The 22,023-nt window shown below is 62.0% G+C and carries 21 protein-coding genes; 10 read left to right on the top strand and 11 right to left on the bottom strand.

Annotation, left to right across the window (positions count from 1 at the left end; translation table 11 throughout):
- Positions 1-3: 3 nt before the first annotated feature.
- The gene (locus GJB56_RS00610; RefSeq protein ID WP_020906717.1) at positions 4-837 is read right to left on the bottom strand and encodes an alpha/beta hydrolase family protein; all 834 of its coding nucleotides are present in this window, start codon (positions 835-837) and stop codon (positions 4-6) included.
- A 51-nt stretch (positions 838-888) separates the two neighbouring features.
- Positions 889-1,803 carry a polyphosphate kinase 2 gene (gene ppk2 / locus GJB56_RS00605; protein WP_075835193.1) on the bottom strand — a complete coding sequence of 305 codons (915 nt, stop codon included), beginning with the start codon at positions 1,801-1,803 and terminating at the stop codon, positions 889-891.
- 145 nt (positions 1,804-1,948) lie between these two features.
- On the opposite strand from ppk2, the gene GJB56_RS00600 reads away from it, so the two are divergent.
- The gene (locus GJB56_RS00600; RefSeq protein WP_003941534.1) at positions 1,949-2,152 is read left to right on the top strand and encodes a PspC domain-containing protein; all 204 of its coding nucleotides are present in this window, start codon (positions 1,949-1,951) and stop codon (positions 2,150-2,152) included.
- A gap of 93 nt (positions 2,153-2,245) precedes the next feature.
- Here the strand turns inward: GJB56_RS00600 and GJB56_RS31305 are convergent, their stop codons facing one another.
- The 5 genes from GJB56_RS31305 to GJB56_RS00580 all read right to left on the bottom strand — a co-directional run bounded on the left by GJB56_RS31305 (position 2,246) and on the right by GJB56_RS00580 (position 6,547).
- Positions 2,246-2,389, bottom strand: coding sequence for a hypothetical protein (locus GJB56_RS31305; protein WP_003941503.1), 144 nt, complete (start codon positions 2,387-2,389; stop codon positions 2,246-2,248).
- A 63-nt stretch (positions 2,390-2,452) separates the two neighbouring features.
- Positions 2,453-2,638 carry a hypothetical protein gene (locus GJB56_RS00595; protein ID WP_223304379.1) on the bottom strand — a complete coding sequence of 62 codons (186 nt, stop codon included), beginning with the start codon at positions 2,636-2,638 and terminating at the stop codon, positions 2,453-2,455.
- Between the two features lie 212 nt (positions 2,639-2,850).
- Positions 2,851-4,296 carry a wax ester/triacylglycerol synthase domain-containing protein gene (locus GJB56_RS00590; protein WP_113682334.1) on the bottom strand — a complete coding sequence of 482 codons (1,446 nt, stop codon included), beginning with the start codon at positions 4,294-4,296 and terminating at the stop codon, positions 2,851-2,853.
- A 136-nt stretch (positions 4,297-4,432) separates the two neighbouring features.
- A complete protein-coding gene (locus GJB56_RS00585) occupies positions 4,433-5,893 on the bottom strand; it encodes a wax ester/triacylglycerol synthase domain-containing protein (RefSeq protein WP_113682333.1) in 1,461 nt (486 codons plus the stop codon).
- Positions 5,894-6,352: 459 nt separating this feature from the next.
- A complete protein-coding gene (locus GJB56_RS00580) occupies positions 6,353-6,547 on the bottom strand; it encodes a hypothetical protein (RefSeq protein ID WP_020906713.1) in 195 nt (64 codons plus the stop codon).
- A 1,274-nt stretch (positions 6,548-7,821) separates the two neighbouring features.
- Between GJB56_RS00580 and GJB56_RS00575 the strand changes: the two genes are divergently transcribed.
- Positions 7,822-8,316, top strand: a complete 495-nt coding sequence (locus tag GJB56_RS00575) for a hypothetical protein (protein WP_020906712.1) — start codon at positions 7,822-7,824, stop codon at positions 8,314-8,316.
- Between the two features lie 342 nt (positions 8,317-8,658).
- Here GJB56_RS00575 and groL read toward each other — a convergent pair whose 3' ends face one another.
- From groL to GJB56_RS00560, 3 genes are all read right to left on the bottom strand, one after another.
- On the bottom strand, positions 8,659-10,284 hold the full coding sequence (gene groL, locus GJB56_RS00570) for a chaperonin GroEL (RefSeq protein WP_003941476.1): 1,626 nt from the start codon (positions 10,282-10,284) through the stop codon (positions 8,659-8,661).
- A 273-nt stretch (positions 10,285-10,557) separates the two neighbouring features.
- Positions 10,558-11,115, bottom strand: coding sequence for a DUF6764 family protein (locus GJB56_RS00565; protein ID WP_019744475.1), 558 nt, complete (start codon positions 11,113-11,115; stop codon positions 10,558-10,560).
- An 81-nt stretch (positions 11,116-11,196) separates the two neighbouring features.
- Complete coding sequence (locus GJB56_RS00560; protein ID WP_003941506.1) at positions 11,197-11,982, bottom strand: HAD-IIA family hydrolase; 786 nt, start codon at positions 11,980-11,982, stop codon at positions 11,197-11,199.
- Between the two features lie 82 nt (positions 11,983-12,064).
- Between GJB56_RS00560 and GJB56_RS00555 the strand changes: the two genes are divergently transcribed.
- Both GJB56_RS00555 and GJB56_RS00550 read left to right on the top strand, forming a co-directional pair.
- Positions 12,065-13,210, top strand: a complete 1,146-nt coding sequence (locus GJB56_RS00555; RefSeq protein WP_113682332.1) for a PucR family transcriptional regulator — start codon at positions 12,065-12,067, stop codon at positions 13,208-13,210.
- Positions 13,211-13,366: 156 nt separating this feature from the next.
- Entirely contained in the window at positions 13,367-14,620 is a 1,254-nt protein-coding gene (locus GJB56_RS00550; RefSeq protein ID WP_113682331.1) for an NAD(P)/FAD-dependent oxidoreductase, read from the top strand.
- Here GJB56_RS00550 and GJB56_RS00545 read toward each other — a convergent pair.
- Positions 14,592-15,983 (bottom strand): amino acid permease, encoded by a 1,392-nt coding sequence (locus GJB56_RS00545; protein ID WP_113682330.1) that lies wholly within the window; start codon positions 15,981-15,983, stop codon positions 14,592-14,594. The genes GJB56_RS00550 and GJB56_RS00545 overlap by 29 nt on opposite strands.
- A gap of 189 nt (positions 15,984-16,172) precedes the next feature.
- Between GJB56_RS00545 and GJB56_RS00540 the strand changes: the two genes are divergently transcribed.
- The 6 genes from GJB56_RS00540 to GJB56_RS00515 all read left to right on the top strand — a co-directional run bounded on the left by GJB56_RS00540 (position 16,173) and on the right by GJB56_RS00515 (position 22,014).
- On the top strand, positions 16,173-16,643 hold the full coding sequence (locus tag GJB56_RS00540) for an SRPBCC family protein (RefSeq protein ID WP_003941500.1): 471 nt from the start codon (positions 16,173-16,175) through the stop codon (positions 16,641-16,643).
- Positions 16,644-16,677: 34 nt separating this feature from the next.
- Complete coding sequence (locus GJB56_RS00535; protein ID WP_019744481.1) at positions 16,678-17,130, top strand: hypothetical protein; 453 nt, start codon at positions 16,678-16,680, stop codon at positions 17,128-17,130.
- Positions 17,120-18,139, top strand: coding sequence for a DNA polymerase III subunit beta family protein (locus GJB56_RS00530; RefSeq protein ID WP_113682329.1), 1,020 nt, complete (start codon positions 17,120-17,122; stop codon positions 18,137-18,139). The genes GJB56_RS00535 and GJB56_RS00530 overlap by 11 nt, the downstream gene beginning before the upstream one ends.
- Positions 18,140-18,211: 72 nt before the next feature.
- Positions 18,212-18,925 carry a phosphatidylserine decarboxylase gene (locus GJB56_RS00525; RefSeq protein WP_003941540.1) on the top strand — a complete coding sequence of 238 codons (714 nt, stop codon included), beginning with the start codon at positions 18,212-18,214 and terminating at the stop codon, positions 18,923-18,925.
- Between the two features lie 59 nt (positions 18,926-18,984).
- Entirely contained in the window at positions 18,985-19,815 is an 831-nt protein-coding gene (locus GJB56_RS00520; protein ID WP_029254795.1) for a CDP-alcohol phosphatidyltransferase family protein, read from the top strand.
- Between the two features lie 21 nt (positions 19,816-19,836).
- Complete coding sequence (locus tag GJB56_RS00515) at positions 19,837-22,014, top strand: AAA family ATPase (protein ID WP_113682328.1); 2,178 nt, start codon at positions 19,837-19,839, stop codon at positions 22,012-22,014.
- Positions 22,015-22,023: the final 9 nt, after the last annotated feature.

Raw genomic sequence — 22,023 nt, 5'->3', positions numbered from 1 at the left:
CTTTCAGCGGTCGCGTAACCACGCGACGACGCGCTCGCTCACAGCGGTGGGATTGCGTATCCAACCGTTGTGACCGAGTGGTTCGTCGATGTGCGTCATCGTCACTTGGGCCCCGGAGAGCTTGTCCACCAGGTTCTTTGCCGACCGGCGTGGAGCGAGATCGTCCCCTTCGATCGTGATCGACAGAACCGGCAAGGTCAGGCGAGCGATCCGCTCCTCGTAGTCGATATCCGCACCGACGGGTTCCATGCGACCGGTCCTGGCGAATCGTGCCCAATCGGTGATCAGTACTTTCGACTGTCGACCGAAGCCGCCGACGTTGACCCGGTCTCCCGGCCAGAAGCCGGCGATGTTGGCTGTCACCGACATCGCGGACGAACCCAGATAGAGTCCGGGCGCACGGATTCCGGGGAATCCGCGGTGATACGGCGATCCGGAGGCAACCAGGATCAGTCCGCCGAGCCGGCCCCGAATCCTCGACGCGTACATCACCCCGATCTGGCCGCCCATGCTGTGCCCCATCAGAAAAGGTGTGCTGGCCGGGAACCGCTCGCGCACTACCTCGAATGTCGCCGGACAATCGATCGAGACCAGTTCCTGATATCCGAAAACACTCGACGCGCTCGGGCGCGGTTTGCTGTCACCTTGGCCACGCAGTTCACCGATGGCCGCATTGAAGCCGGCTTCGACCAGGGCCTGCGCCACCGGATCATAGAACCCGGCGGGAACTCCGAGCCCGGGCAACATCACCACCACGGGTGCGTCGTCGTTCGGTCCGGGAAACAGACGGATCGGGGTCACGGTGCCGTCGGGGAGTTGGATCGGTACGGTCTCCATTCAACTCACACTAACCACCCACGCCGCGGATGGGCAGAGCCCACGCGCCGACTATTCGAGGCTTCCCACGATCAGCGGATCCGGAGTACCCACGATCTCGTAATCCTTGTTGTCGTAATCGAACTGACTGAGCACGTGACGCATCGCGTTTATCCGCGCGCGTTTCTTGTCATTGCTCTTGATGACGGTCCACGGAGCGGTGTCGGTATCGGTGAACCGAATCATCTCTTCCTTCGCCGCCGTGTACGCATCCCACTTGTCCAGAGAAGCGATGTCCATCGGCGAAAGCTTCCACTGCCGAACGGGATCGACCTGTCGGATCGCGAACCGCGTGCGCTGCTCCAGCGGTGAAACCGAGAACCAGAACTTGATCAAGCTGATGCCGTCGTCGACGAGCATCTGCTCGAACAACGGCACCTGGCGCAGAAAACGCTCGTGCTCCCCGTCGGTGCAGAAGCCCATGACCCGCTCGACCCCGGCCCGGTTGTACCAAGACCGATCGAACATCACCAGTTCCCCAGCGGCGGGAAGGTGCTGCACATAGCGCTGGAAGTACCACTGCGTCGACTCGCGGGCCGACGGCTTCTCCAGCGCCACGACGCGAGCGCCTCGAGGATTGAGGTGCTCCATGAATCGTTTGATCGTTCCGCCCTTGCCGGCAGCGTCGCGTCCTTCGAACACGATGGCGTGCCGTGCGCCGGTTTCCTTCGACCAGTTCTGCAGCTTGAGGAGTTCGATCTGCAGCAGACGCTTGGACATTTCGTACTCGTCCCGAGGCATCCGTGCCTCGTACGGGTAGCCCTCCCGCCAGGTGTCGACCTCGAAACCGTCCGGCGACGTCAGCAGCACCGGATCGTCGTCGTCATTGTCGTCGACGGTGAAGGCGGCGGTGTCGGCCAGATCGACGGCGGTCGAGAGATCCGCGAAGGCGCTGAGGAACGGTCGGCGTTCTGCTAAATCGGTCACCGCCGACAAGTTAGTCTCCCGCAGCAACTGTTCGGTGAAGCTGGGATGAACTACCGGGGTATGACACGGCGGCCTCAAAAGATCAGGGTGCAGATGGGGGTCGTCCCCGATGGTGCGCGGCGCCATCTCGCTTCAGAATTGAAGCATGACATTCGAAAGCAACACACCTCGCCCCTTCACCCGTTCCAACGACAAGAAAATGTTCGCCGGAGTGTGCGGCGGAATTGCAGATTACTTCGGCGCCGACGTAAATCTTGTCCGTCTACTCGCCGTTATCGCGGCTATTTGCACGGGTGGAACCGCGGCTTTGGTATATCTCGCCGCCTGGATGCTCATGCCGTTAGGTTGAGAATTCCGGCACTTGACATGGCGAGAATTACGCGCCGACAAAAGGTATTTCGGGGCCTACGCGCCAACACGAGCAGGCCCCGAAATCAACAATCTACTTGGCGGCCTTCAACTCTCCACCGCTGAGCGCAGCGAGGGCCTCGAGACCCTTGACGGCCAGGCCACTGACGCTGCCCAACCCCTGACCGATGATCGCACCGACTGAGCCGGCAGCGTCCATGACAGATCCTTCAAGCATGACGTTCTCCTTTAGATGTTCAGTGGTTCACTTGGGACGAGCAAATGACGCCGATCAGAAAACTCAGGGAACGACAGGCGGCGTAAAGCTGAGGGTGTCGAGAGATCCGAAGATTCCACCGGCGGTATCAGCCAGTGAACCGAAGAGGTTTGCACCGACATTGTCCAATCCCAGCAGCATTGTCAGCAAAGCCTGCATCGGTGCACCGTCCCCATTCGGACCACCGAGAATATCCATCAACGAACCCATGTTCAGCTCCTCGCGTAGGTGATTCTTTTTACCGTCGGTGACGATTATCGAACCAGTCCGGCGGTAGACACTCGACGTGTCGACAGTCACATTAATCCGCGAGATAACGACTCGACACCACTACGGACAATTACCTTAATTAGGACGAATTCGACAGAAATTTCCCGAACACAAATCGTCGATTCACCACAAGTTCCGACGCAAGTTACTCTTTATCGTTCGACTACCTCACGATTTTGGTCAGAAACTGCCTGCAGAAGCGTCGTGAACCCCACCCGCAACAATTCGACATAGTGCTCGATATCCGGCATCGTCTCTCGCGAGACGATGACATTGAGCGTCAGAGAACCTCCACGCGCGGCAATGAGGAAGTGGCGCAGAATGTCTCCGTCGACCGGCGCCTGCCCGCCGAGAACTGCCACCGCCGGCGCACCTTCGAAAACATTGCCGTCGACCGATACCGGGACATTGCTGATCGTCGTGTTCTGAATGACCTTGTGCGAAGGGTCCAGCTTGTTGAGCCGACGCGAGAGACCGGTGAGTCTGAGCAGAGCCGCAGGCGAGGTTTCGATGCGTGTGCCGTAACGACGGACGGCTGGGTGCGAACTCCGCCCTTTGGCCCTCAACGCCGAATCTCTGATCAGTGTCAGCCGCTCGACCGGATCTTCGACGTCCGTGTGCAGATCGACCGTCAACAGCGCCAGTTGGTTGGCCGACTCCCATTCGGCTATCTGCCGCATCGATCGGGGAACCATCGCCGCCAACCCACTGGCAGACTTCTCACCCTTCTCCGACAGGTACGCGTCGAGAGCACCGGCGACGACGGTCAGGAAGATGTCGTTGACCGTCACGCCCGGAACGGCCGCTCGGATCGCCTTGATGTCTGCGCCGTCCAGCGTCAGGAAATCGATCGTGATGTCTCCACCCAGCACGCCGTTGAATCGGGTCGGTAGGCGGTCGGCCGAGTACGTAGGCAGCTCTCCGGCCTCTTCCGCCTCCCGAACCGTCTCGGCCGCAACCTTTGTCACGGACAGACCCCGGCCGAAACGGATCGCCTGGCCGGGCAGACCCACGACCGTGCGCCCGATCAAATCCAGCGACGAAAGCCCCGAACCGGCACGCTTCGTCTGCGGTTTCGGCGGACCGGAGAACAGAAGGTTGGTCAGATCGCGGATCGCCAGACCGTCACCGGCCCCGTGGTGGGTCTTGAGCATGATCAGCGTCAGATTGCCAGGTAGCTCGTCGATCCCGCGCACGCCGGTCATGACGTGCAACTCCCAGGGCGGCCGGGACAGGTCCATCGGCTCCCCGAGCGAGCGCCCGAGCAATTCACGAACCGGCGCCCACCCGGCAACAGGGGCACGATGGACGTGCACGTGATCATCGACGTCGAAATCGGCCGGGACCCAATAGGGATAGTCCAGATCCAGCGGAACTCGCTGGAGCCGACTCGTGAACAGTGGCCAGTACCCGAATCTTTCGGTGATCCACCGAACCGCGTCGTCGTGCGTCATCTCTGCGAGCGGATGGCCCGTCGTGTCGAAGAAGTAGGCGCAGACCATGTGGCTCAGATGTCCGCCGGACTCGTTGTAGACGAACTCCGCGTCTCGCGGTCCCATCTGAGATACCGCGGCTGGCAACGAGTTCCGAAAGATCATGCATGCCCCTCAATTCCGACGCTGAACGAATGTCCGAATTGTAGCGAGCTGACATGCAGATCCTCTGGGTTCTGCTCGGAATCGTTGGGTATCACCAAATCCAGCAATCGGAGAAGGTGCCTGCGATTCCGATCGATCAGGAGGCAACCTCTTGGTCAGGTGAATCCGCAGTCTGCATCGCGGCTGCCGCTGCCAAGTCATCGAAACTTGCTCGCAGTAGTTCGATGTAATGGTGGAGATCGGGCATGGTCGCGGTGTCCGCGATGACGTTGAGGGTCAGTCCCCCACCTGCTGCGGCGACCATGAAATGCCGTAGCCCGTCGCCGTCAACCGGGGGCTGGGTTGCCAGCACGGCTGCACCCGGTGCACCGTTCAATGTCAGCCCTTCAACAGAGAGCGGAATATTGCTCACCATTGTGTGCTGGTAGCGGGGACGAGTGACATCGTGGGAATTCCTACTTCTCGCAAAAGCAATGAATCTCAGCAGGAATGCCGGCGCCGTTTCGATCGCGGCGTCCACACGGCGAGTGGCAGGGTGGGAAGTACGTACCTTCTCCGAACGCGAGGATTGCGCGATGAGTGCCAATCGTTCCAGCGGCGCCGCAACGGACGTGTGCATATCGACTGACAAGGTCACCAGTTGATTGGCAGACTGCCACTCCTCGACCTTGCGCATCGAGCGAGGCACCATTGCCACCAAGGATCCCCCTGGCGGCTCACCATTTTCTGTCAGATACCGCGACAGCGCACCACCGACGATCGCCAGGAGAACATCGTTGACAGTGGCGCCTGGAACCGCGTGTTTGACCCCACCGATTACGGCACCGGGAAGGGTTAATTGCTGCAGCGTTCCCGATCCGCTGACTTTGCCGTTGAACCTGGTAGCCGGACGTTCGTTGAGGCTCTCTACCCATTCACCGGCCGATTGGGCCGCGTTCGCACTTCGTTGAGCAGCGCGATTCCCTGGAACGCTCCGGGCGAATCTGAACATCTGGCTGGGAATGCTCGCCAACGATTCGAGGAGTACACGCACCTTCAATAGTCGAGGTACTGGAACGTGTCGGGCGGCTCGCTCTTCGCCCGAGAAGATGGATTCACCCAACATCCGGATTGCTATCCCATCCGCTGCGCTGTGGTGGGACTTGAGCACTACGGCGGTCAGCCTCCCGTCCAGATCGTCGAGACCTTCGATTCCGTTGAAGAAGTGCAACTCCCATGGCGGACGGGTCAAGTCCATCCGTGAAGTCATCAAAGCACTCAAAGGCTTCTCGAGTGACGCCCAACCAGGCTCCGTGAGGTCTGTGACGTGTACGTGGTCACGGATGTCGAAGTCATTGACTGGCATCCAGTACGGATGATCGAGTCCGAGCGGGATACGACCTACCTTGTGGGTGAACATGCGATGGTGGCCGAGCCGTGCGGTCACCCATTCGACTGCTTGCTCGCGCGAGAACTCCGACTCAGGGCGCTGAGAAGTATCGAAGAAATACACCCCTATCAAATGCCCCAGATGGCCGTCCGCCTCGTTGTAGATGAAATCGGCATCACGCGGGCTCAACGGGTCGACTCCTACAGTCAACCGGCCGGACATTCTCATATGGACTCCTTGTTCTGCGATTCAGCTGAGCTCGATCCCAGAATTCACCGGAAAGACGGATCCAGGGTGAAGCCACTTCGACTGGAACCACACTTCTGTAAGAAGCCGAAAACCCCCGAGGCCAACCAGCCTCAGGGATCTCCGGAGTTCCGCAGGAACGTCGGTCACCGATGCAAGCGTGATCGAGGATCCCGCGCCGGTGAAAGGATTATCATTTCGGCGGCGGCGGATCTTTTATGAGCTTACTGCCGGTGGATATCAGACCGAGAGTCGCGGAAAGCCAGCCGACCATTCCGTTGAGATATCGTTCAAGCATCGAAATACCTTCCCTCAGATTCCAGGCTCAGCGGACAGGGTGTCAAAGAACTTTGCAAACGTGCCCACGAGGTCAACTGATCCGAAATCAACCAGTCCAGAGATGTAGTCCAGAAGTAGATTTAGCATTTTTTCCTATCCCGATTACTGGGCTGCGATGGAGCCGAGGGCAGTTTGGATGCTTCCCGCCGACGCGGCGGATCCACTGACGCCGACGTCGATGAACGCCGATACGACCGAGAAAGCAGTTGAAATCAGTTCCTGCACACTAGCCAGAGGGGCCGTGAGCGAGGCCACATCAAAACTTCCGATCACATCGATCAAACTCGCAGTGTCCATGTTCTCTCCATCTCGTTACGTTAGTTGAAATTCACTGAGGGGGCTGAAAACCGAAATCGAAGGATGCGACGAACGGCGCGAATACCAACCCGGCAATAATCCCCTTCACAAGGTCACCAAAGGGCGGCTCAAACATCTTCCCGATTGATCCGAAATCCATCATTCTCTCCTTGACGTTAGATTCATGTCGAATTTTGAAGAATCGATCAACTGAGTTCAATGGCCGAAACCATCGACCCCGTAACTCCGTCAATTCCGGGCATCAACGACCCGCTGTACACATTGGTCAGCAGTCCGTTGACCAATGTTGAAACGGTCTCGAGGAACATAGTCAGCATGTTGCCGTCTACCCTTCTGTAGATTTTGAACTTCGTCTGGATCTAGAACAGGCGTTTGCACCACTGCCACGAAAGAGTCACCTCCGGCAGAGTCCGATACCGGTTAGTATCAAAAATAAGGATTGAGTGGTCCTCGAATCCGAGACCTTTAGTTAGCGCTCCTCGCGGCCGTGTCTGCGAACACGCTAACCCAGACGCGTCCGATTCGGCAGGGTTTCAGCGAAGTAATTTCCGACCAGATTGCAACGCGTTCTATTTCTGCTGGTCACGCTCACGAGGGCAGCAAAAATACTGCAAGCCGACGCACACTTCGGGCACTATTCACCCCCATGACACGACCGACGACACGCACCCAGCTGCCCGGCGCACCTGCGAGCTACCGCCCACAGTCATGAGAAACGCCCATGGCAAAACCTGAAACCCGAAGCACACCAACTTAGTTCCGCAAACATAAGTCATCCGAAAGTACTAGCCCTACAAGGTAATCAACCCCGCCATCCGAAAGGACTAGCGCCCGAATGGAGTTGGAGAATGCCCAACGGAAGTTTGCGTCTCCTAGATCATTTGGCGGAGATTGATCCACCAAAAGCACTATCGAAACAGGTGCAAACCCCACCAAAAGAGCTACACCACCGTTCCACCCCTCAAAGCCAGGCGACCGCCGCGATCCACCTCGACCGCCCGGCCAACCACGGCAAAGCACCTGCCCCCCAATGAAATCGAGACACTCACATCCCTACTCCATCCCATCGCCACCCCCAGCCACGGGCGTCGACAAAAATTTGATCCGAATTGGAACAAGTTCCGCTTTCTTGTGTATTGTGATGCAAGCCACAAGATTTCGCACTCGAGCAATCTGAGTGGCGTCGAAGATTCTCACTGTGGCACTCAAGAGAAGCGCGTTCTGCGTTTCTCCCTCACCAATAGGAGATTCAAATGAAGAGACTTGGAATCGGAACTGCCGTACTCGCCGGAGCTGCGACGATGGCAATCATCGGAGGCGGGACGGCTAGTGCGTTTCCGGCACCGGTGGCCCCGACTGCCGATTACATGATTTGCGGTATGGCGTACTCCGGCGGGGGCAGCGGGGCAGTCGTCGATGGCAAGTCCACACCTGCACCAGCCGGCGCTGTCGCCGCTAGCGGAAAGGTGATCGTGGCAAGCCTGTGGACGGTGTTCAATACGCAGGTCGATCTGGATCCGGCCAATGTCTCCCCGGACGGAAAGTCCGTGCTGATCACCACCAACTCGTCGGGTGACTGGTGCTACACGGGAAGTTCGACTTTGGCTACTACGGTAACGACAGGCGGCACCGTCCGACTGCAGTCCGCTGGCGGCACCACAACGCATCCGTCGATCAACGCCCTCGACTTCCTTGACCACAAGGATGCCACGTTCAACTCTGCCACTGGATTCAATTTCAAGTACTGACAATCTCCATCGCTGACAATGTCCTTGCCCCGCCGATCGGAACTCGGCGGGGCAAGGACACTGTCTATGATCGCACATCGGAAATACCCGCCGGACTTAGCACCGAGCGGATTTCGGCCCCGATCGGACGAACAGTCATCTCGTGACTAGAACCGAGTTCGGCTGAGAGGCCTACTACGCGTTAACCCGACAGCGCCCTACGTTCAGCACCAAACCGAACGTCAGTGGGCGTTCGGCGTCGAAAAGCGTGCTATCCAACTCGACATCGGCAGAACTTCATTGCCCAAAAAGCCCGGCCCAACAAACGGTGGGCCGGGCTCTAGGAGCTAGGTGGAGATGGACTCAGAAGTCCATGCCGCCCATGCCGCCGGTCGGATCGCCTGCAGGCGCTCCGGCCTTCTCGGGCTTGTCAGCGACAACGGCTTCGGTCGTCAGGAACAGAGCCGCGATGGACGCTGCGTTCTGCAGTGCCGAGCGGGTGACCTTGACCGGGTCGTTGATGCCTGCAGCGAGCAGGTCGCCGTACTCGTTGGTCGCAGCGTTGAGGCCGTGACCTGCGGGCAGGTTGGAGACCTTGTCCGCAACAACGCCGGGCTCGAGGCCTGCGTTGAATGCGATCTGCTTGAGCGGAGCGGACAGTGCAACGCGAACGATGTTCGCGCCGGTTGCCTCGTCACCTTCGAGCTTGAGGTCGTCCAGTGCGGGAGCTGCCTGGAGAAGTGCAACGCCACCACCGGCGACGATGCCCTCTTCGACGGCTGCCTTTGCGTTACGCACTGCATCTTCGATGCGGTGCTTGCGCTCCTTGAGCTCGACCTCGGTAGCAGCGCCGGCCTTGATGACTGCAACGCCGCCGGCCAGCTTGGCCAGACGTTCCTGCAGCTTCTCACGGTCGTAATCCGAGTCGCTGTTCTCGATCTCGGCGCGGATCTGGCTGACACGACCGGCGATTGCGTCGGCGTCGCCGGCACCCTCGACGATGGTGGTCTCGTCCTTGGTGATGACGACCTTGCGTGCCTGGCCGAGGAGCTCGAGGCCTGCGGTCTCCAAGGAGAGTCCGACCTCTTCGCTGATGACCTCGCCACCGGTGAGGATGGCGATGTCGGCGAGCTGAGCCTTACGACGGTCACCGAAGCCGGGAGCCTTGACGGCAACAGACTTGAAGGTGCCACGGATCTTGTTGACCACGAGGGTGGAGAGAGCTTCGCCCTCGACGTCCTCGGCGATGATCAGGAGCGGCTTGCCGGACTGGATGACCTTCTCCAGCAGGGGCAGCAGGTCCTTGACCGTGGAGATCTTGGAGCTGACGAGCAGGATGTACGCGTCTTCGAGGACGGCTTCCTGACGCTCTGCATCGGTGGCGAAGTACGCCGAGATGTAGCCCTTGTCGAAGCGCATGCCCTCGGTGAGCTCGAGCTGCAGGCCGAAGGTGTTGGACTCCTCGACCGTGATGACGCCTTCCTTGCCGACCTTGTCCATAGCCTCGGCGATGAGCTCACCGATGGACGGGTCGCCGGCGGAAATACCGGCGGTAGCAGCGATCTGCTCCTTGGTGTCGATCTCCTTGGCGGTCTCGAGCAGGCGAGCTGTGACAGCCTCGACAGCCTTCTCGATGCCGCGCTTGAGGCCGAGCGGGTTCGCGCCGGCTGCGACGTTGCGCAGGCCTTCACGGACCAGAGCCTGTGCGAGAACGGTAGCGGTGGTGGTGCCGTCGCCAGCGACGTCGTCAGTCTTCTTGGCGACCTCCTTGACGAGCTCGGCGCCGATCTTCTCGTACGGGTCGTCGAGTTCGATCTCCTTGGCGATGGAAACACCATCGTTGGTGATCGTGGGGGCGCCCCACTTCTTTTCGAGAACGACGTTGCGACCCTTGGGGCCCAACGTCACCTTGACAGCGTCGGCGAGGGCGTTGAGGCCTCGCTCGAGGCCACGACGTGCCTCTTCGTCGAACGCGATGATCTTTGCCATTGCGAAGTGATCCTCCGGATAGGGGGTGACACACAAGGTGACCGCTCGTCGGGTCACCTCATCGGCACAAGGCGACCGTTTGACCAGTCACCTCATTACACGGGCGACCGATTTGCCTGGTCACCCATCTACGCCTGTGGTCTAGTCAGTGCCCGCGACGGACGACCGGGGGTGTCTATGGTTCCCGGTCTCACTGCCTCGACCTGGCACTCACGGTTCGCGAGTGCCAACTGCATTTTTAGCACTCGAGCGTGCCGAGTGCAAGGTTGAGCCTCAGCCCGCGATGCAGAACTGTCCGTTACTCAAATTGACCGCAAACGAGAGCACTCCGACGCAGTCGACGCCGTTGGCATCGGCCGTAGCGCCCGCTCCGTAACCGGCGATGGCGAAGGTGACGTTGCCGTCAGCCGCCCCGGCCCGCGCGATACCGCCGCCGAGCGCAAATGCCTGCGCCTGACCGTTACCGCGAGAAGCCCCCAGCGCGGTTCCGAAGCCGTTTGCATATGAATTGGAGTAGCCGTTGTCGGCGGCGACGCTCACAGCGGTACCGCTCTCGGCAGCACCGGCCTGCGAACGGCCGGCTCCGACGGACTGCGCGCCGCAGCTCGCGGTCTCGGAGACCTGGATGTCATTGGCCGACGGCGGCGAGACACACGTGACGGGGGCTGCCGAAGCAGCTCCCGCACCGGTCAGCGCCAGCCCGGCGGCGAGCCCCATACCTACAGTCATCACAGCCCCTGTTCTCGCCAGGCGGCCCCCCAACCGACTACTGGAAATTCCGCTGACTCGAGAGGATGAGCGACGGAACCAGACTGACGAGATCAAGGGCATAGAAAACTCCTTCGTGGAACAAGTTCATTGGATTCGGGCGCGAGAGTACCCGCTCGAGTGAAGTCCGTCACCCCCGCCTGGTCAAGCCTCGAGGACGACCCCGAGAAGGGCCGGAAGATCCGCGACCGAATCGATGACATGATCAGGCTTCTGAACCGACAGGTCGAGCACTGTTTGCCGAAACTTGCCTGTGCGCACCAGAACTCCGGTCAGGCCGACCCGCTGTGAGGAGAGGACGTCCCCGATCAGGTCGTCGCCGACCATCACCGTCGCCTCAGGTTCGACATGCATCAGCTCCGTGGCTGTCAGGAACCCCGTGAGAGACGGTTTACCCACTGCGGCGATATTTACACCTGCCACTTCCTCGAAGCCCGGCAAGTACGTTCCGGTGTCGATCCGAAGGCCGTCTACGGTCTCCCACATCATCCCGCGGTGCATCGCGACGACGGGCACACCGGCGAGCAGAAGTTCGAGCACTCGGCTCAGCGCCTCGTGGGTGAACTCCGGGCCGGCGCCGCCGAGAATCACGACCTCCGGATCGGCGTCGTCGAATTCGATTCCCTCGAGATCGGCAGACACGTCACCGTGATTGAGGACCCACGCCCGCGCGTCCGGGTACGTCGCCCGCACGTACTCCCCTGTGAGCCTGGCGGCAGTAACTATCTGGCTCGCCTCGACCTCGATACCGGCGTCGCACAACCCCTGCGCGATGAGCGTCGAACTGCGCGAGGTCGTGTTGGTCAGAAACCCACAGGCCAATCCGCGCCGCCGAACTTCGCGTACTGCTTCCCCTGCTCCCTCGATCGGCTGCCAGGACGTGAGCAGGACTCCGTCGATATCGAACAGAACACCTTCGATGTCGGCCATTGCACCAGCCTATATTCGCCATCGAGGTCCTGCCGAGGCGTCGGAACCCGAAATCCGTCGATCGCTCAGTAGGCTCCCACCCATGGACCTGCGCGACGACGACCTCTTCTCCGTTGCCGGTTCTCTGGCCGAATTGCTCGGCGCTCCCGTCACGATCGAGGACGAGAACTCGACTGTCCTCGCGTACTCCGGCGGCGAGCAGGCCGTGGACGAAGCTCGCATCGGCACGATCCTCGGCCGGCAGGTACCCAGCCGATTCCGCCAATTACTCTCCGATGCAGGAGTATTCGATCGCCTCCACCGAGAGAGCGACCCAATCTACGTCGACCTCGAAGACCCTGCGATCACTCCGCGCCTGGTTATCGCAGTTCGCGAGAACGATCACCCCGTCGGCTCGATCTGGGTCGCACTCGCTGGAACACCGACGCCCACACAGGAATCGATACTTCGATCCGCGGTATCTGTCGTGGCCGAGAGAATCGCCTCGGAGCGTGACCGGGTCGACAGCACACGCCGTCGCCAATCCCAGCGCGTCCAAGCTCTGGTCGGCGGTGGCGAACCCGCATTCCGCGCCGCCGACGACTTGCGGTTGGCAGGCCCGCTCACCGTCGTCGCCGTCGGAACCGTTGCGGGACCACTGCCGGCGGGGTTGGTCGCCTCTTTGAGCTTGTACCTCGACACTCTGGCCGTCGACGCCGTTGCCGCTCAACTGTCCGAGACCATCTACCTTGTCATCGCGACCGACGAGACCAACGCTCGCCGATTGTCCGCCGACTTCCTCACCCGCGCCCGTGGCCGCGAATTCCTGGCAGTGGCCGTCGGTCGGACCGTGAAGTCTGCAAGCGAATCACATCTTTCGCGCTCGGACGCCGACCATGTTCTCGGAGCGCTTCGTCATGGCCGGTCCGGCGGAACCGTCGCGGGAATGAGGGACACGTTGGCCTCCGTTCTCGCCCTGCACGTCGCCGACATCATCGACGGACTCGGCGACTCCACACCACTCGGAAGCCTCGAACGCCACGACTCTCAGCACGGCAGCGATCTGGTCGCGACGGCAAAGGCCTTTCTCGAGCACGGCGGTGACGTGGCGAATTCTTCTGCCGCACTGCATGTTCACCCCAACACGCTCCGCAACCGTCTGCGTCGAGGCAAGGAGATGTGCGGCGTCGACCTGACCGACGCCGACACCCGCTTGATTCTGATGCTGCAGTTCAAACTCGCTCGCTGAGCAGGCGCGGCGGTGCGTTGTGCGAATCCACAACGAGGTAGCTCCGACGATGGCCGAACGGCCAGTCCTTTTGCCGCCCCCGCGATTCATGCTTGAGAGAAGAGCCGGATGTGACCGGCGTCTCGGTTCGAGCAGAGTCTGTAGAAGGAGTGCGTCATGGGAACTCGTCAGAGCCCCGATCGTGTGGTCGTGGTCGGTGCGGGTGTTGTCGGATTGTCGACGGCCTGGTTCTTGCAGGAACGTGGAGTCGAGGTCACCGTCGTCGATCGCGACGGCGTCGCAGCCGACGCGAGCTGGGGCAACGCCGGTTGGCTTGCCCCCGCATTGACGCTTCCGCTGCCCGAACCCGCAGTGCTCCAATACGGCTTGCGCGCGATGCTCAGCCCGTCGTCCCCGGTGTACGTGCCACTGACCACCGATCTGAAGCTGATTCGGTTCCTGGTCGGGTTCGCGCGCCACTGCACGCCGTCGAAGTGGCAGGAAGCGATGTCGGTCTACACCGAGGTCAACCGAACAGCCTTGGGCGCGTACGACGAACTCGCCGACGGTGGCGTCAAAGAGCTGACGCGCCTGGCCGATCCTTTCCTCGCCGCGTTTGCGTCCGAGAAGGACCGACAGACCTTGGTGGACGAGTTCCACCACGTCGAAGCTGCCGGCGGAGAAGTCGACTTCGACCTCCTCGACTACGACGCGATTCATTCGCTCGAGCCTTCACTCGGCCAGGGTGTGAAAGCCGGTTTGCGCCTGCGCAATCAGCGTTTCATCGATCCCCCGTTGTTCGTGAACTCGTTGGCGGACGCGGTTCGTGAACGCGGTGGAGAAATCGTCAGCGGTTTCGACGTCACGCAGATCGACGATCGGGTCGGCGGAGTCACTGTTCGCAGTGCACACGGTGATTCACGCGACGGTGACTCCGTAGTCCTCTCGAGCGGTGCCCGCTTGAACAAGCTCGCAGCACCGTTCGGTGTGCGCAAACTGGTGCAGGCCGGACGCGGATACAGCTTCAGTGTCAAGCCCGAGCACCTCCCCAAGAACCCTGTGTATTTCCCCACCCAGCGCGTCGCATGCACTCCGTTGCACGATCGCTTCCGAGTGGCCGGAATGATGGAATTCCGCAGCCCTGATGCGCCGCTGGATCCGCGCCGCGTGCAGGCGATCATCGATGCGGCCAAGCCGATGCTCAGCGGCATCGACTGGACTGCGCGGGAAGAGGAATGGGTGGGATCACGACCGTGCACTACCGACGGCTTGCCGTTGATCGGAGCCACGAAGTCGCCGCGGGTGCACGTCGCCGGTGGTCACGGGATGTGGGGAATCGCCCTGGGTCCGTTGACCGGAAAGATGGTGGCCGACTCGATGACCGGCGCTCAGACGCCGACCGTCATGCGCCACTTCGATCCGCTGCGCTGACAGCCGGTTTCACCCACTTGTAGTACGCGCCCGTCAGCAGAACCAGCCATCCGGCACCGACGAGCAGCGCAACTCGGGTATCGGCGATGACGCCGAGCAACACGATGACAAAAGCCAGGAACACGATCGCGAAGATCTGACCGTACGGCCACAGCGGCACTGGAAACTTCAGTGCCGCTGTTTCGTCTGCACTCATCTGAGCGCGGGAACGGAACTGCGAGAGCAGGATCATGATCCAGACGAAAATCGTGGCAAAGGTGGCCAGCGAGGCGATGACGAGGAACACCTGGTCCGGGATCAGGTAGTTGAGCAGTACTCCCACCAACAGGGCACCGGTCATGATGACAACGGTCATCCACGGAACACCGTTGGCGGAGACTCTCTTCATCACCTGCGGGGCCTGACCGGCATGCGACATTCCGAACATCATGCGACCCGCACCGAAAACGTCGCTGTTGATGGCGGACAGGGCCGCGGTGATGACAACGATGTTGAGGATCGATGCGGCCGTTCCCAATCCGAGGTTCTCGAAGATCTGGACGAACGGGCTGTTGTCGGAGTTGATGGTCTGCCACGGAATGATCGCCATGATGACGGCGAGGGTGCAGATGTAGAAGAGAATGATGCGCACCGGGACCGTGTTGACGGCTTTCCTGATGGTCTGCGCCGGATCCTCGGCTTCGCCCGCGGTGATACCGATGATCTCGGTGCCACCGAACGCGAACATGACGATCGCGAAACACGCGACGAATCCGCCGAAGCCCGTCGCGAAGAACCCGCCGTCCGACCAGAGGTGGCTGATTCCGGCATCGGTGTCGTGAACGCCGAATCCGAACACGATGATCGCGATGCCGCCGGCGATCATCGCGATGATGGCGGTGATCTTCACGAGCGTGAACCAGAATTCCAGTTCGCCGAACACCTTGACGCTCAACAGGTTTATCGCGCCGATGAAGAAGACCACAGCCAGAATCCAGATCCATCTCGGTACGTCCGGGAACCAGAACTGCATGTACAGCCCGAAGGCGGTGACGTCGGCGAGGCACACGATCACCATCTCGAACGTGTACGTCCACCCGGTCATGAAACCGGCGAGTGGTCCGAGGTGCTTGTTCGCGTACTCGCTGAACGAACCGGAAACCGGGTTACGGACCGCCATCTCGCCGAGCGCTCGCAACACCAGGTAGACCGCGATACCGCCGATCAGGTAGGCCAGGAGCACCGACGGGCCGGCTCGTTTGATGGCCTCGGCGCTGCCGTAGAACAGTCCGGTTCCGATGGCTGATCCGAGGGCGATGAAGCGGATATGGCGCGCTGTCAGCCCTCGCTTGAGGCCATCCTGCGTCGCGGCGTCGCTGTTCACTTCTCGGTACTCCAGTCGGATGGATCGTCATACGTGCGCGAACCATTGTCCGCTACCACCGCGCGTGTTCCCGCACGACCCTGTTGGACGGCCGTACAGTGACCTGACACACATGGTCCATTGACGGATCGCTTACGATCGACAAAAGTGTTTGTAACTTTACGTAGCATCAACTCGACTGGAGAGACTGTGTCCAACACCCTCGAAGCAAGCATCGACATCGACGCATCACCGCAGGACGTGTGGGCAATCGTCGCCGACCTGCAGCGCATGGGCGAATGGAGCCCCCAGTGCAAGGTGATGAAGGTAATCGGCGGGACCGTGCGTGAGGGCGCCAAGACGATCAACGTCAACCGCAAGGGCCTGCTGGTCTGGCCGACGTCGTCGAAGGTCGTTCGCTTCGAGCCCAACAAGTCGGTGGCGTTCCGCATCGCGGAGAACCGCACGATCTGGTCCTACGAACTCGAGCCGACCGCTACCGGCACCAAGGTGACCGAGCGTCGCGAGGCTCCCACCGGAACGTCGAAGGTCTCGCAGTTCCTCGTCAAGACCGTCCTGGGCGGAAACGCCGACTTCGAGGTCGAGCTCGTCGAAGGCATGAATGCCACATTGAAGCGTGTGAAGAGCGAGGCCGAGGCGGCTGCACGCACCTCTGCTTGACCCTCGACCTGGTCGAGGCATCAGGATCCGTTCCATGGATCCCGTGATGACACAGATAGCGCAGGCACAAGAATTGGCGAGCTCCGGCGATCGAGCCGGGGCTCGCTCTGCGTTCGAGAAGATGTGGGAAGAGATCAGCGCCGCCCCCGATGCGCTCCACATCGTCTCCCTCGCGCACTACATGGCCGACGTTCAAGACGATCCGGCTCAGGAGCTCTGCTGGGACCTGCGCGCCCTCGACGCTGCCGATTCGTTGACCGACGCGCGAGCCCAGGAACACCACGCATCGCTGCAGGTCGCCGGTTTCTATCCATCGCTGCACCTCAACCTGGCTGCCGACTACCGCAAACTCGGACGCGACACCGAGGCCGTCGAGCATCTGACGAAGGCCGAGGCGTCGGTCGGCACACTCGCCGACGACGGTTACGGCCGGATGATCAGGGGCGCTATCGAGCGACTGCGGGCAGAATTGATCCGTGACCACTAGTTCCGCCCTCTTGACGATCGGCGAGATGTCCCGGGCGTCGGCGCTCCCGATCAGCGCTCTGCGGTTCTACGACAAGGAAGGCGTGCTCGTCCCGCATTCCGTCGATCCGCACACCGGTTACCGCTGGTACACCGACGATCAGCTCCGCGACGCCCGCATGATCGCCGGTATGCGACGCGTCGGTGTTCCGATCCGCGACATGATGGCCGTCCTGACCGGGCCGGAACCGCATTCGTGCCTGGACGCCCATCTGCGCAACCTCGAGTACGGTCTCGCCGACGCCCGCGCCGAACTGGGGCGAATTCACCGGCTGATCGATTCGCTACCTGCCTCCGGCGGCGTGGACATCGACTCGTGGGATCTACGACGCGCACTCGACGCCGTGCTGTTCGCCGTGAACGAGGAATCGGAGTTCCCGATACTTCGCGGCGTCCACCTCGACATTCACGACGGCGTCGCTGCGTTTGTCACCACTGATCAGTTCCGGCTCGCGGTCGCCGAGGTGAAAGTTCACTCTGCTCTGACGGTGTCCGCTGTCGTTCCCGTGGCCTTCGCGCGATTGTTGCGCGATGTCGCCGGCGTCGTGACGCTGACTTTCTCCGCGCGCACGGTGACTGCGTCGTATCCGGGAGGTGAGGTGTCCAGCCCGCTGATCGAGGACGGCGAGTTCCCCGATCACCGAATCCTGCGCGAGCACCACGACGCGGTCGAACTGAGCGGCGACCAACTTGCCGCCCTGCTCAACGGCACCGGACACGGAGCCGTCGTCAGCATCGGCGAAGACGGTGGTGCCCGGGTGGATCCGGGTGGAATGGATCCCCGTGAGAGGTTCCGCGTACTGGTCGACCGGCAGCGACTACGCGACGCCGCCGCAGCCCAACCGGGGCGGCAACTGGTGATCCGAGTAAGCGGCGCGACGCTCCCGCTGGCGATACGCACCGGCGACTGTGTCGGGTACTACTCGTACTTGATGCCACTACAGCCTGTAGGAGAGAAGGCGTTCACGTAATCTATGGATGCTCTACCACCCCGTACTGTCAGTGCGACCAGCAGAAGACCTACCGAGTAGTTAGAGGAGCCTGTGGCACGCCGACCCACACCCCCCGGAACCCCGCAACCCACCGGGATCGGACATATCGTCGATCTGGTTCGCCATGCGATTCCGCCACTTCATCCCGCCGGCCTGCCGTTCGTGCTGGCCCCGCTGGGAGTTGCAGCTCTAGGCCGCAACCGTAAGTGGGTGCGCCGAGCCGGTCTGACCACCGCCGCCGCATGCGCCACGTTCTTCCGTCACCCGCACCGGGTGCCGCCGAACCGCATCGGCGTCGTCGTCGCGCCCGCCGACGGCGAGGTGGCGTTGGTCGACAACGCCGTTCCGCCCGCCGAGCTCAATCTCGGAAGCGAGCCGCGCCCGCGCGTCAGCATCTTCCTGTCTGTTCTCGACGTGCATGTCCAGCGCAGCCCTGTCGGTGGAACGGTCAAAGAGGTCGTTCACCAGGCAGGCAAGTTCCTCTCCGCAGATCTCGCCGACGCCAGCGAGGTCAACGAGCGCAACAGCATGCTGATCGAAACCGCCGATGGTCACGACGTTGCGGTTGTCCAGATCGCGGGACTGCTCGCGCGCCGCATCGTCTGCTACGCCGGTGTCGGTGACGTCCTGCCGATCGGCGACACGTACGGACTGATCCGTTTCGGCTCACGCGTCGACACGTATTTCCCCGCCGGAACCACACTCCTGGTCGAGCCGGGACAACGCACGATCGGTGCTGAAACAGTTATCGCGCAACTGCCGTGAAGACGCCGAAGATGAAGTCAGCCGTGAAGAAGCCGGGAGCAGCCCAACCCGGCGCGAAGATGCCCAAACGCACCCAGGCGGTGCGGTTGCTGCCGTCCGTCATCACCATCCTGGCGCTGTGCGCCGGGCTGTCCGCCGTCAAATTCGCTCTCGACGGACAACCCGGTACCTCGCTCGCGATGATCGGCGCCGCTGCCGTCCTCGATTCACTCGACGGCCGCATCGCGCGACTGCTCGACGCCACCAGCAAGATCGGCGCCGAACTCGACTCACTGGCCGACTCCATCTCCTTCGGCGTCGCCCCGGCCCTGGTCCTGTACGTGACCTTGCTGGACGGCACCAGCATCGGCTGGATCATCGCGTTGATCTACGCGGTCAGCATCGTGTTGCGACTCGCACGTTTCAACACCCTGCTCGACGACGACGACGTCCCCGCGTACGCACGTGAGTACTTCGTCGGCGTGCCGGCTCCGGCCGGCGCACTCATCGCCCTCACTCCCCTGGCCGCGACGGCTCAGTGGGGTGACGGCTGGTGGTCTTCGCACTTCGTCGTCATCGTGTGGACGCTCTTCTCGGCTGCACTGATCGTCAGCCGCATCCCGACGCTGGCGATGAAGTCTGTATCCGTGCCGCCGCACATGGCGGCCGGCCTGCTCGTCCTGGTGACGTTGGCTGCGGCCGCACTCATCACCTACCCGTACATCCTGCTGATCGTTCTCATCGCGATCTACCTGGTGCACATCCCGTTTGCCGTGCACTCGAAGCGGTGGGTGGCAGCACGTCCTGAAACCTGGGACATCAAGCCTTCCGAACGCCGCGCGATCCGACGCCAACCCAACGTCGGTGGCCGCCGCTCGGCCGCTCGTCTCGGATTGCGGCGACCCCGCTAGTCCACGACGTACTCTCGAGAGGTGACTTCGCCGGAACTCGCCCTCACCGTTCGACTCAACACCTCTGCCGCCGACCTACGCCGCGGGGTCGTGCGCTTGCACCCCGAAGCGTTGGCGGCGTTGGGCATCCGCGAATGGGATGCCATCGCACTCATGGGAGCCCGCGGCACCGCGACCGTCGCGGGCCGTGCACCCACCGGAACCCCGGCAGGCACGATCCTTCTCGACGACGTCACCATGTCGAACGTCGGCCTGACCGAGAACTCTTCCGTCGTGGTCGGTCCGGTGACGGTGTACGGAGCGCGATCCGTCTCCGTCACCGGCTCGTCCATGGCGACAAATTCGATCAGCTCGACGGTTCTGCGACAAGCTCTTCTGGGCAAGGTCGTCAGCGTCGGCGACACGGTCTCGCTCCTCCCCCGCGATCTCGGTCCGGGTACGAGCACTTCCGAAGCCACCCAAGCGCTTTCCCGTACCTTCGGCGTCGCGTGGACATCCGAACTGCTCACCGTCACGGCCGTCGAACCTGCCGGTGGTCCGGTCAGCGTCCAGCCGAATTCGGCGGTCAACTGGGGTTCCGGCTCGGCGGGTGCGCTGACACCGAGTGCGCTTGTCTCCAGTCCCGCTACAGCCGCGATCGAGCCTGCACCGTCGGTTCCGCTGGATCACCTCGTCGGCGCGCAAGCGCAGGCAGCCAAGCTGACCGAGTGGCTCGGCCTGGCACTCGACGAACCAGAACTGCTCCGTACGCTCGGCGCCTCACCGCACCTCGGCGTCCTCATCACGGGCCCCGCCGGCGTGGGCAAAGCCACGTTGGCCCGCTCGGTCCTGTCCTCACGCAAACTGGTCGAACTCGACGGCCCGGGAGTCGGTGCCACCGAGGCGAATACCCGCCTGCAGCGAATCGTCGACGCCGTTGCTGCCGTGCGCGGCGGTGGTGTACTGCTGATCAGTGACATCGACGCTCTGCTTCCGGCCACCGCGGAACCGGTGTCCGCACTGATCCTCGAACAATTGCGCAGCGCCGTCGCAACCCCGGGCGTGGCATTCGTCGCGACCTCCGCCCATCCGGAGACCGTCGACGCGCGCCTTCGCGGCCAGGATCTCTGCGACCGGGAACTCGCACTTACCCTGCCGGACGGCGCAACCCGCAAGGCGTTGCTCGAACTCCTGCTCCGCCGCGTGCCCACCGGAACCCTCGAACTCGACGCCATCGCCTCGCGCGCACCCGGATTCGTGGTCGCCGACCTCGCGGCGCTCTGCCGTGAAGCTGCTTTGCGAGCGGCGACGCGGGTGTCCAAATCCGGTGATTCTCCGGAGATCACGCAGGAAGATCTTGTCGGTGCCCTCGAAGTGATTCGGCCACTGTCTCGTTCGAGTACCGAAGAACTGTCGATCGGCAGCGTCACCCTCGACGACGTCGGCGACATGGTCGAAACCAAACAGGCGCTCACCGAAGCGGTGCTGTGGCCGCTACAGCACCCCGACTCCTTCGCACGCCTCGGTGTCGACCCACCCCGCGGCGTGCTCCTCTACGGCCCTCCCGGCTGCGGTAAGACGTATCTCGTTCGCGCCCTTGCCAGCTCGGGGCACCTCAGCGTTCATGCCGTGAAAGGCGCAGAGCTGATGGACAAGTGGGTCGGCGCCTCCGAAAAGGCCGTAAGAGAGTTGTTCCAGCGCGCACGCGATTCGGCGCCCTCGTTGATCTTCCTCGACGAAATCGACGCGCTTGCCCCGCGTCGTGGTCAAAGTTCCGACTCCGGGGTGTCGGATCGCGTCGTAGCCGCGTTGTTGACCGAACTCGACGGCGTCGAACCGCTACGCGACGTCGTGGTGTTGGGCGCCACCAATCGACCGGATCTGATCGACCCGGCTCTCCTGCGCCCCGGCAGACTCGAACGTCTCGTATTCGTACCGCCGCCGGATGCGGAGGCTCGCAAAGCGATTCTGCGTGCTTCCGGCAAGTCGGTACCGCTCGCCGAAGATGTCGATTTGGACATTCTGGCCGTCGATCTCGAGGGATACTCGGCAGCAGACTGCTCGGCTCTCCTGCGTGAGGCTGCACTCGCCGCCATGCGTCGGAGCATGGACGCGGCCGACGTGACGGCCGCGGACGTGGCAACCGCCCGTGAGAAGGTACGTCCCTCACTCGATCCCGAGCAGGTGGCACACCTACAGGCGTACGCGGACAACCGATAAGGACTGACC

The organism is Rhodococcus sp. AQ5-07, assembly GCF_009707305.1.
Classification (GTDB): Bacteria; Actinomycetota; Actinomycetes; order Mycobacteriales; family Mycobacteriaceae; genus Rhodococcus_F; species Rhodococcus_F erythropolis.
The sequence above is the reverse complement of the archived record's forward strand: the minus strand, read 5'-3'. Positions and strand labels throughout refer to the sequence as shown.

What these genes read in the sequence shown, in the direction of transcription:
- GJB56_RS00610 (WP_020906717.1), bottom strand. Translation starts at nt 837, where the DNA reads ATGGAGACCGTACCGATCCAACTCCCCGACGGCACCGTGACCCCGATC.
- GJB56_RS00600 (WP_003941534.1), top strand. Translation starts at nt 1,949, where the DNA reads ATGACATTCGAAAGCAACACACCTCGCCCCTTCACCCGTTCCAACGAC.
- GJB56_RS31305 (WP_003941503.1), bottom strand. Translation starts at nt 2,389, where the DNA reads ATGCTTGAAGGATCTGTCATGGACGCTGCCGGCTCAGTCGGTGCGATC.
- GJB56_RS00595 (WP_223304379.1), bottom strand. Translation starts at nt 2,638, where the DNA reads ATGGGTTCGTTGATGGATATTCTCGGTGGTCCGAATGGGGACGGTGCA.
- GJB56_RS00590 (WP_113682334.1), bottom strand. Translation starts at nt 4,296, where the DNA reads ATGATCTTTCGGAACTCGTTGCCAGCCGCGGTATCTCAGATGGGACCG.
- GJB56_RS00585 (WP_113682333.1), bottom strand. Translation starts at nt 5,893, where the DNA reads ATGAGAATGTCCGGCCGGTTGACTGTAGGAGTCGACCCGTTGAGCCCG.
- GJB56_RS00580 (WP_020906713.1), bottom strand. Translation starts at nt 6,547, where the DNA reads ATGGACACTGCGAGTTTGATCGATGTGATCGGAAGTTTTGATGTGGCC.
- GJB56_RS00575 (WP_020906712.1), top strand. Translation starts at nt 7,822, where the DNA reads ATGAAGAGACTTGGAATCGGAACTGCCGTACTCGCCGGAGCTGCGACG.
- groL (WP_003941476.1), bottom strand. Translation starts at nt 10,284, where the DNA reads ATGGCAAAGATCATCGCGTTCGACGAAGAGGCACGTCGTGGCCTCGAG.
- GJB56_RS00565 (WP_019744475.1), bottom strand. Translation starts at nt 11,115, where the DNA reads ATGCCCTTGATCTCGTCAGTCTGGTTCCGTCGCTCATCCTCTCGAGTC.
- GJB56_RS00560 (WP_003941506.1), bottom strand. Translation starts at nt 11,982, where the DNA reads ATGGCCGACATCGAAGGTGTTCTGTTCGATATCGACGGAGTCCTGCTC.
- GJB56_RS00555 (WP_113682332.1), top strand. Translation starts at nt 12,065, where the DNA reads ATGGACCTGCGCGACGACGACCTCTTCTCCGTTGCCGGTTCTCTGGCC.
- GJB56_RS00550 (WP_113682331.1), top strand. Translation starts at nt 13,367, where the DNA reads ATGGGAACTCGTCAGAGCCCCGATCGTGTGGTCGTGGTCGGTGCGGGT.
- GJB56_RS00535 (WP_019744481.1), top strand. Translation starts at nt 16,678, where the DNA reads ATGGATCCCGTGATGACACAGATAGCGCAGGCACAAGAATTGGCGAGC.
- GJB56_RS00520 (WP_029254795.1), top strand. Translation starts at nt 18,985, where the DNA reads ATGCCCAAACGCACCCAGGCGGTGCGGTTGCTGCCGTCCGTCATCACC.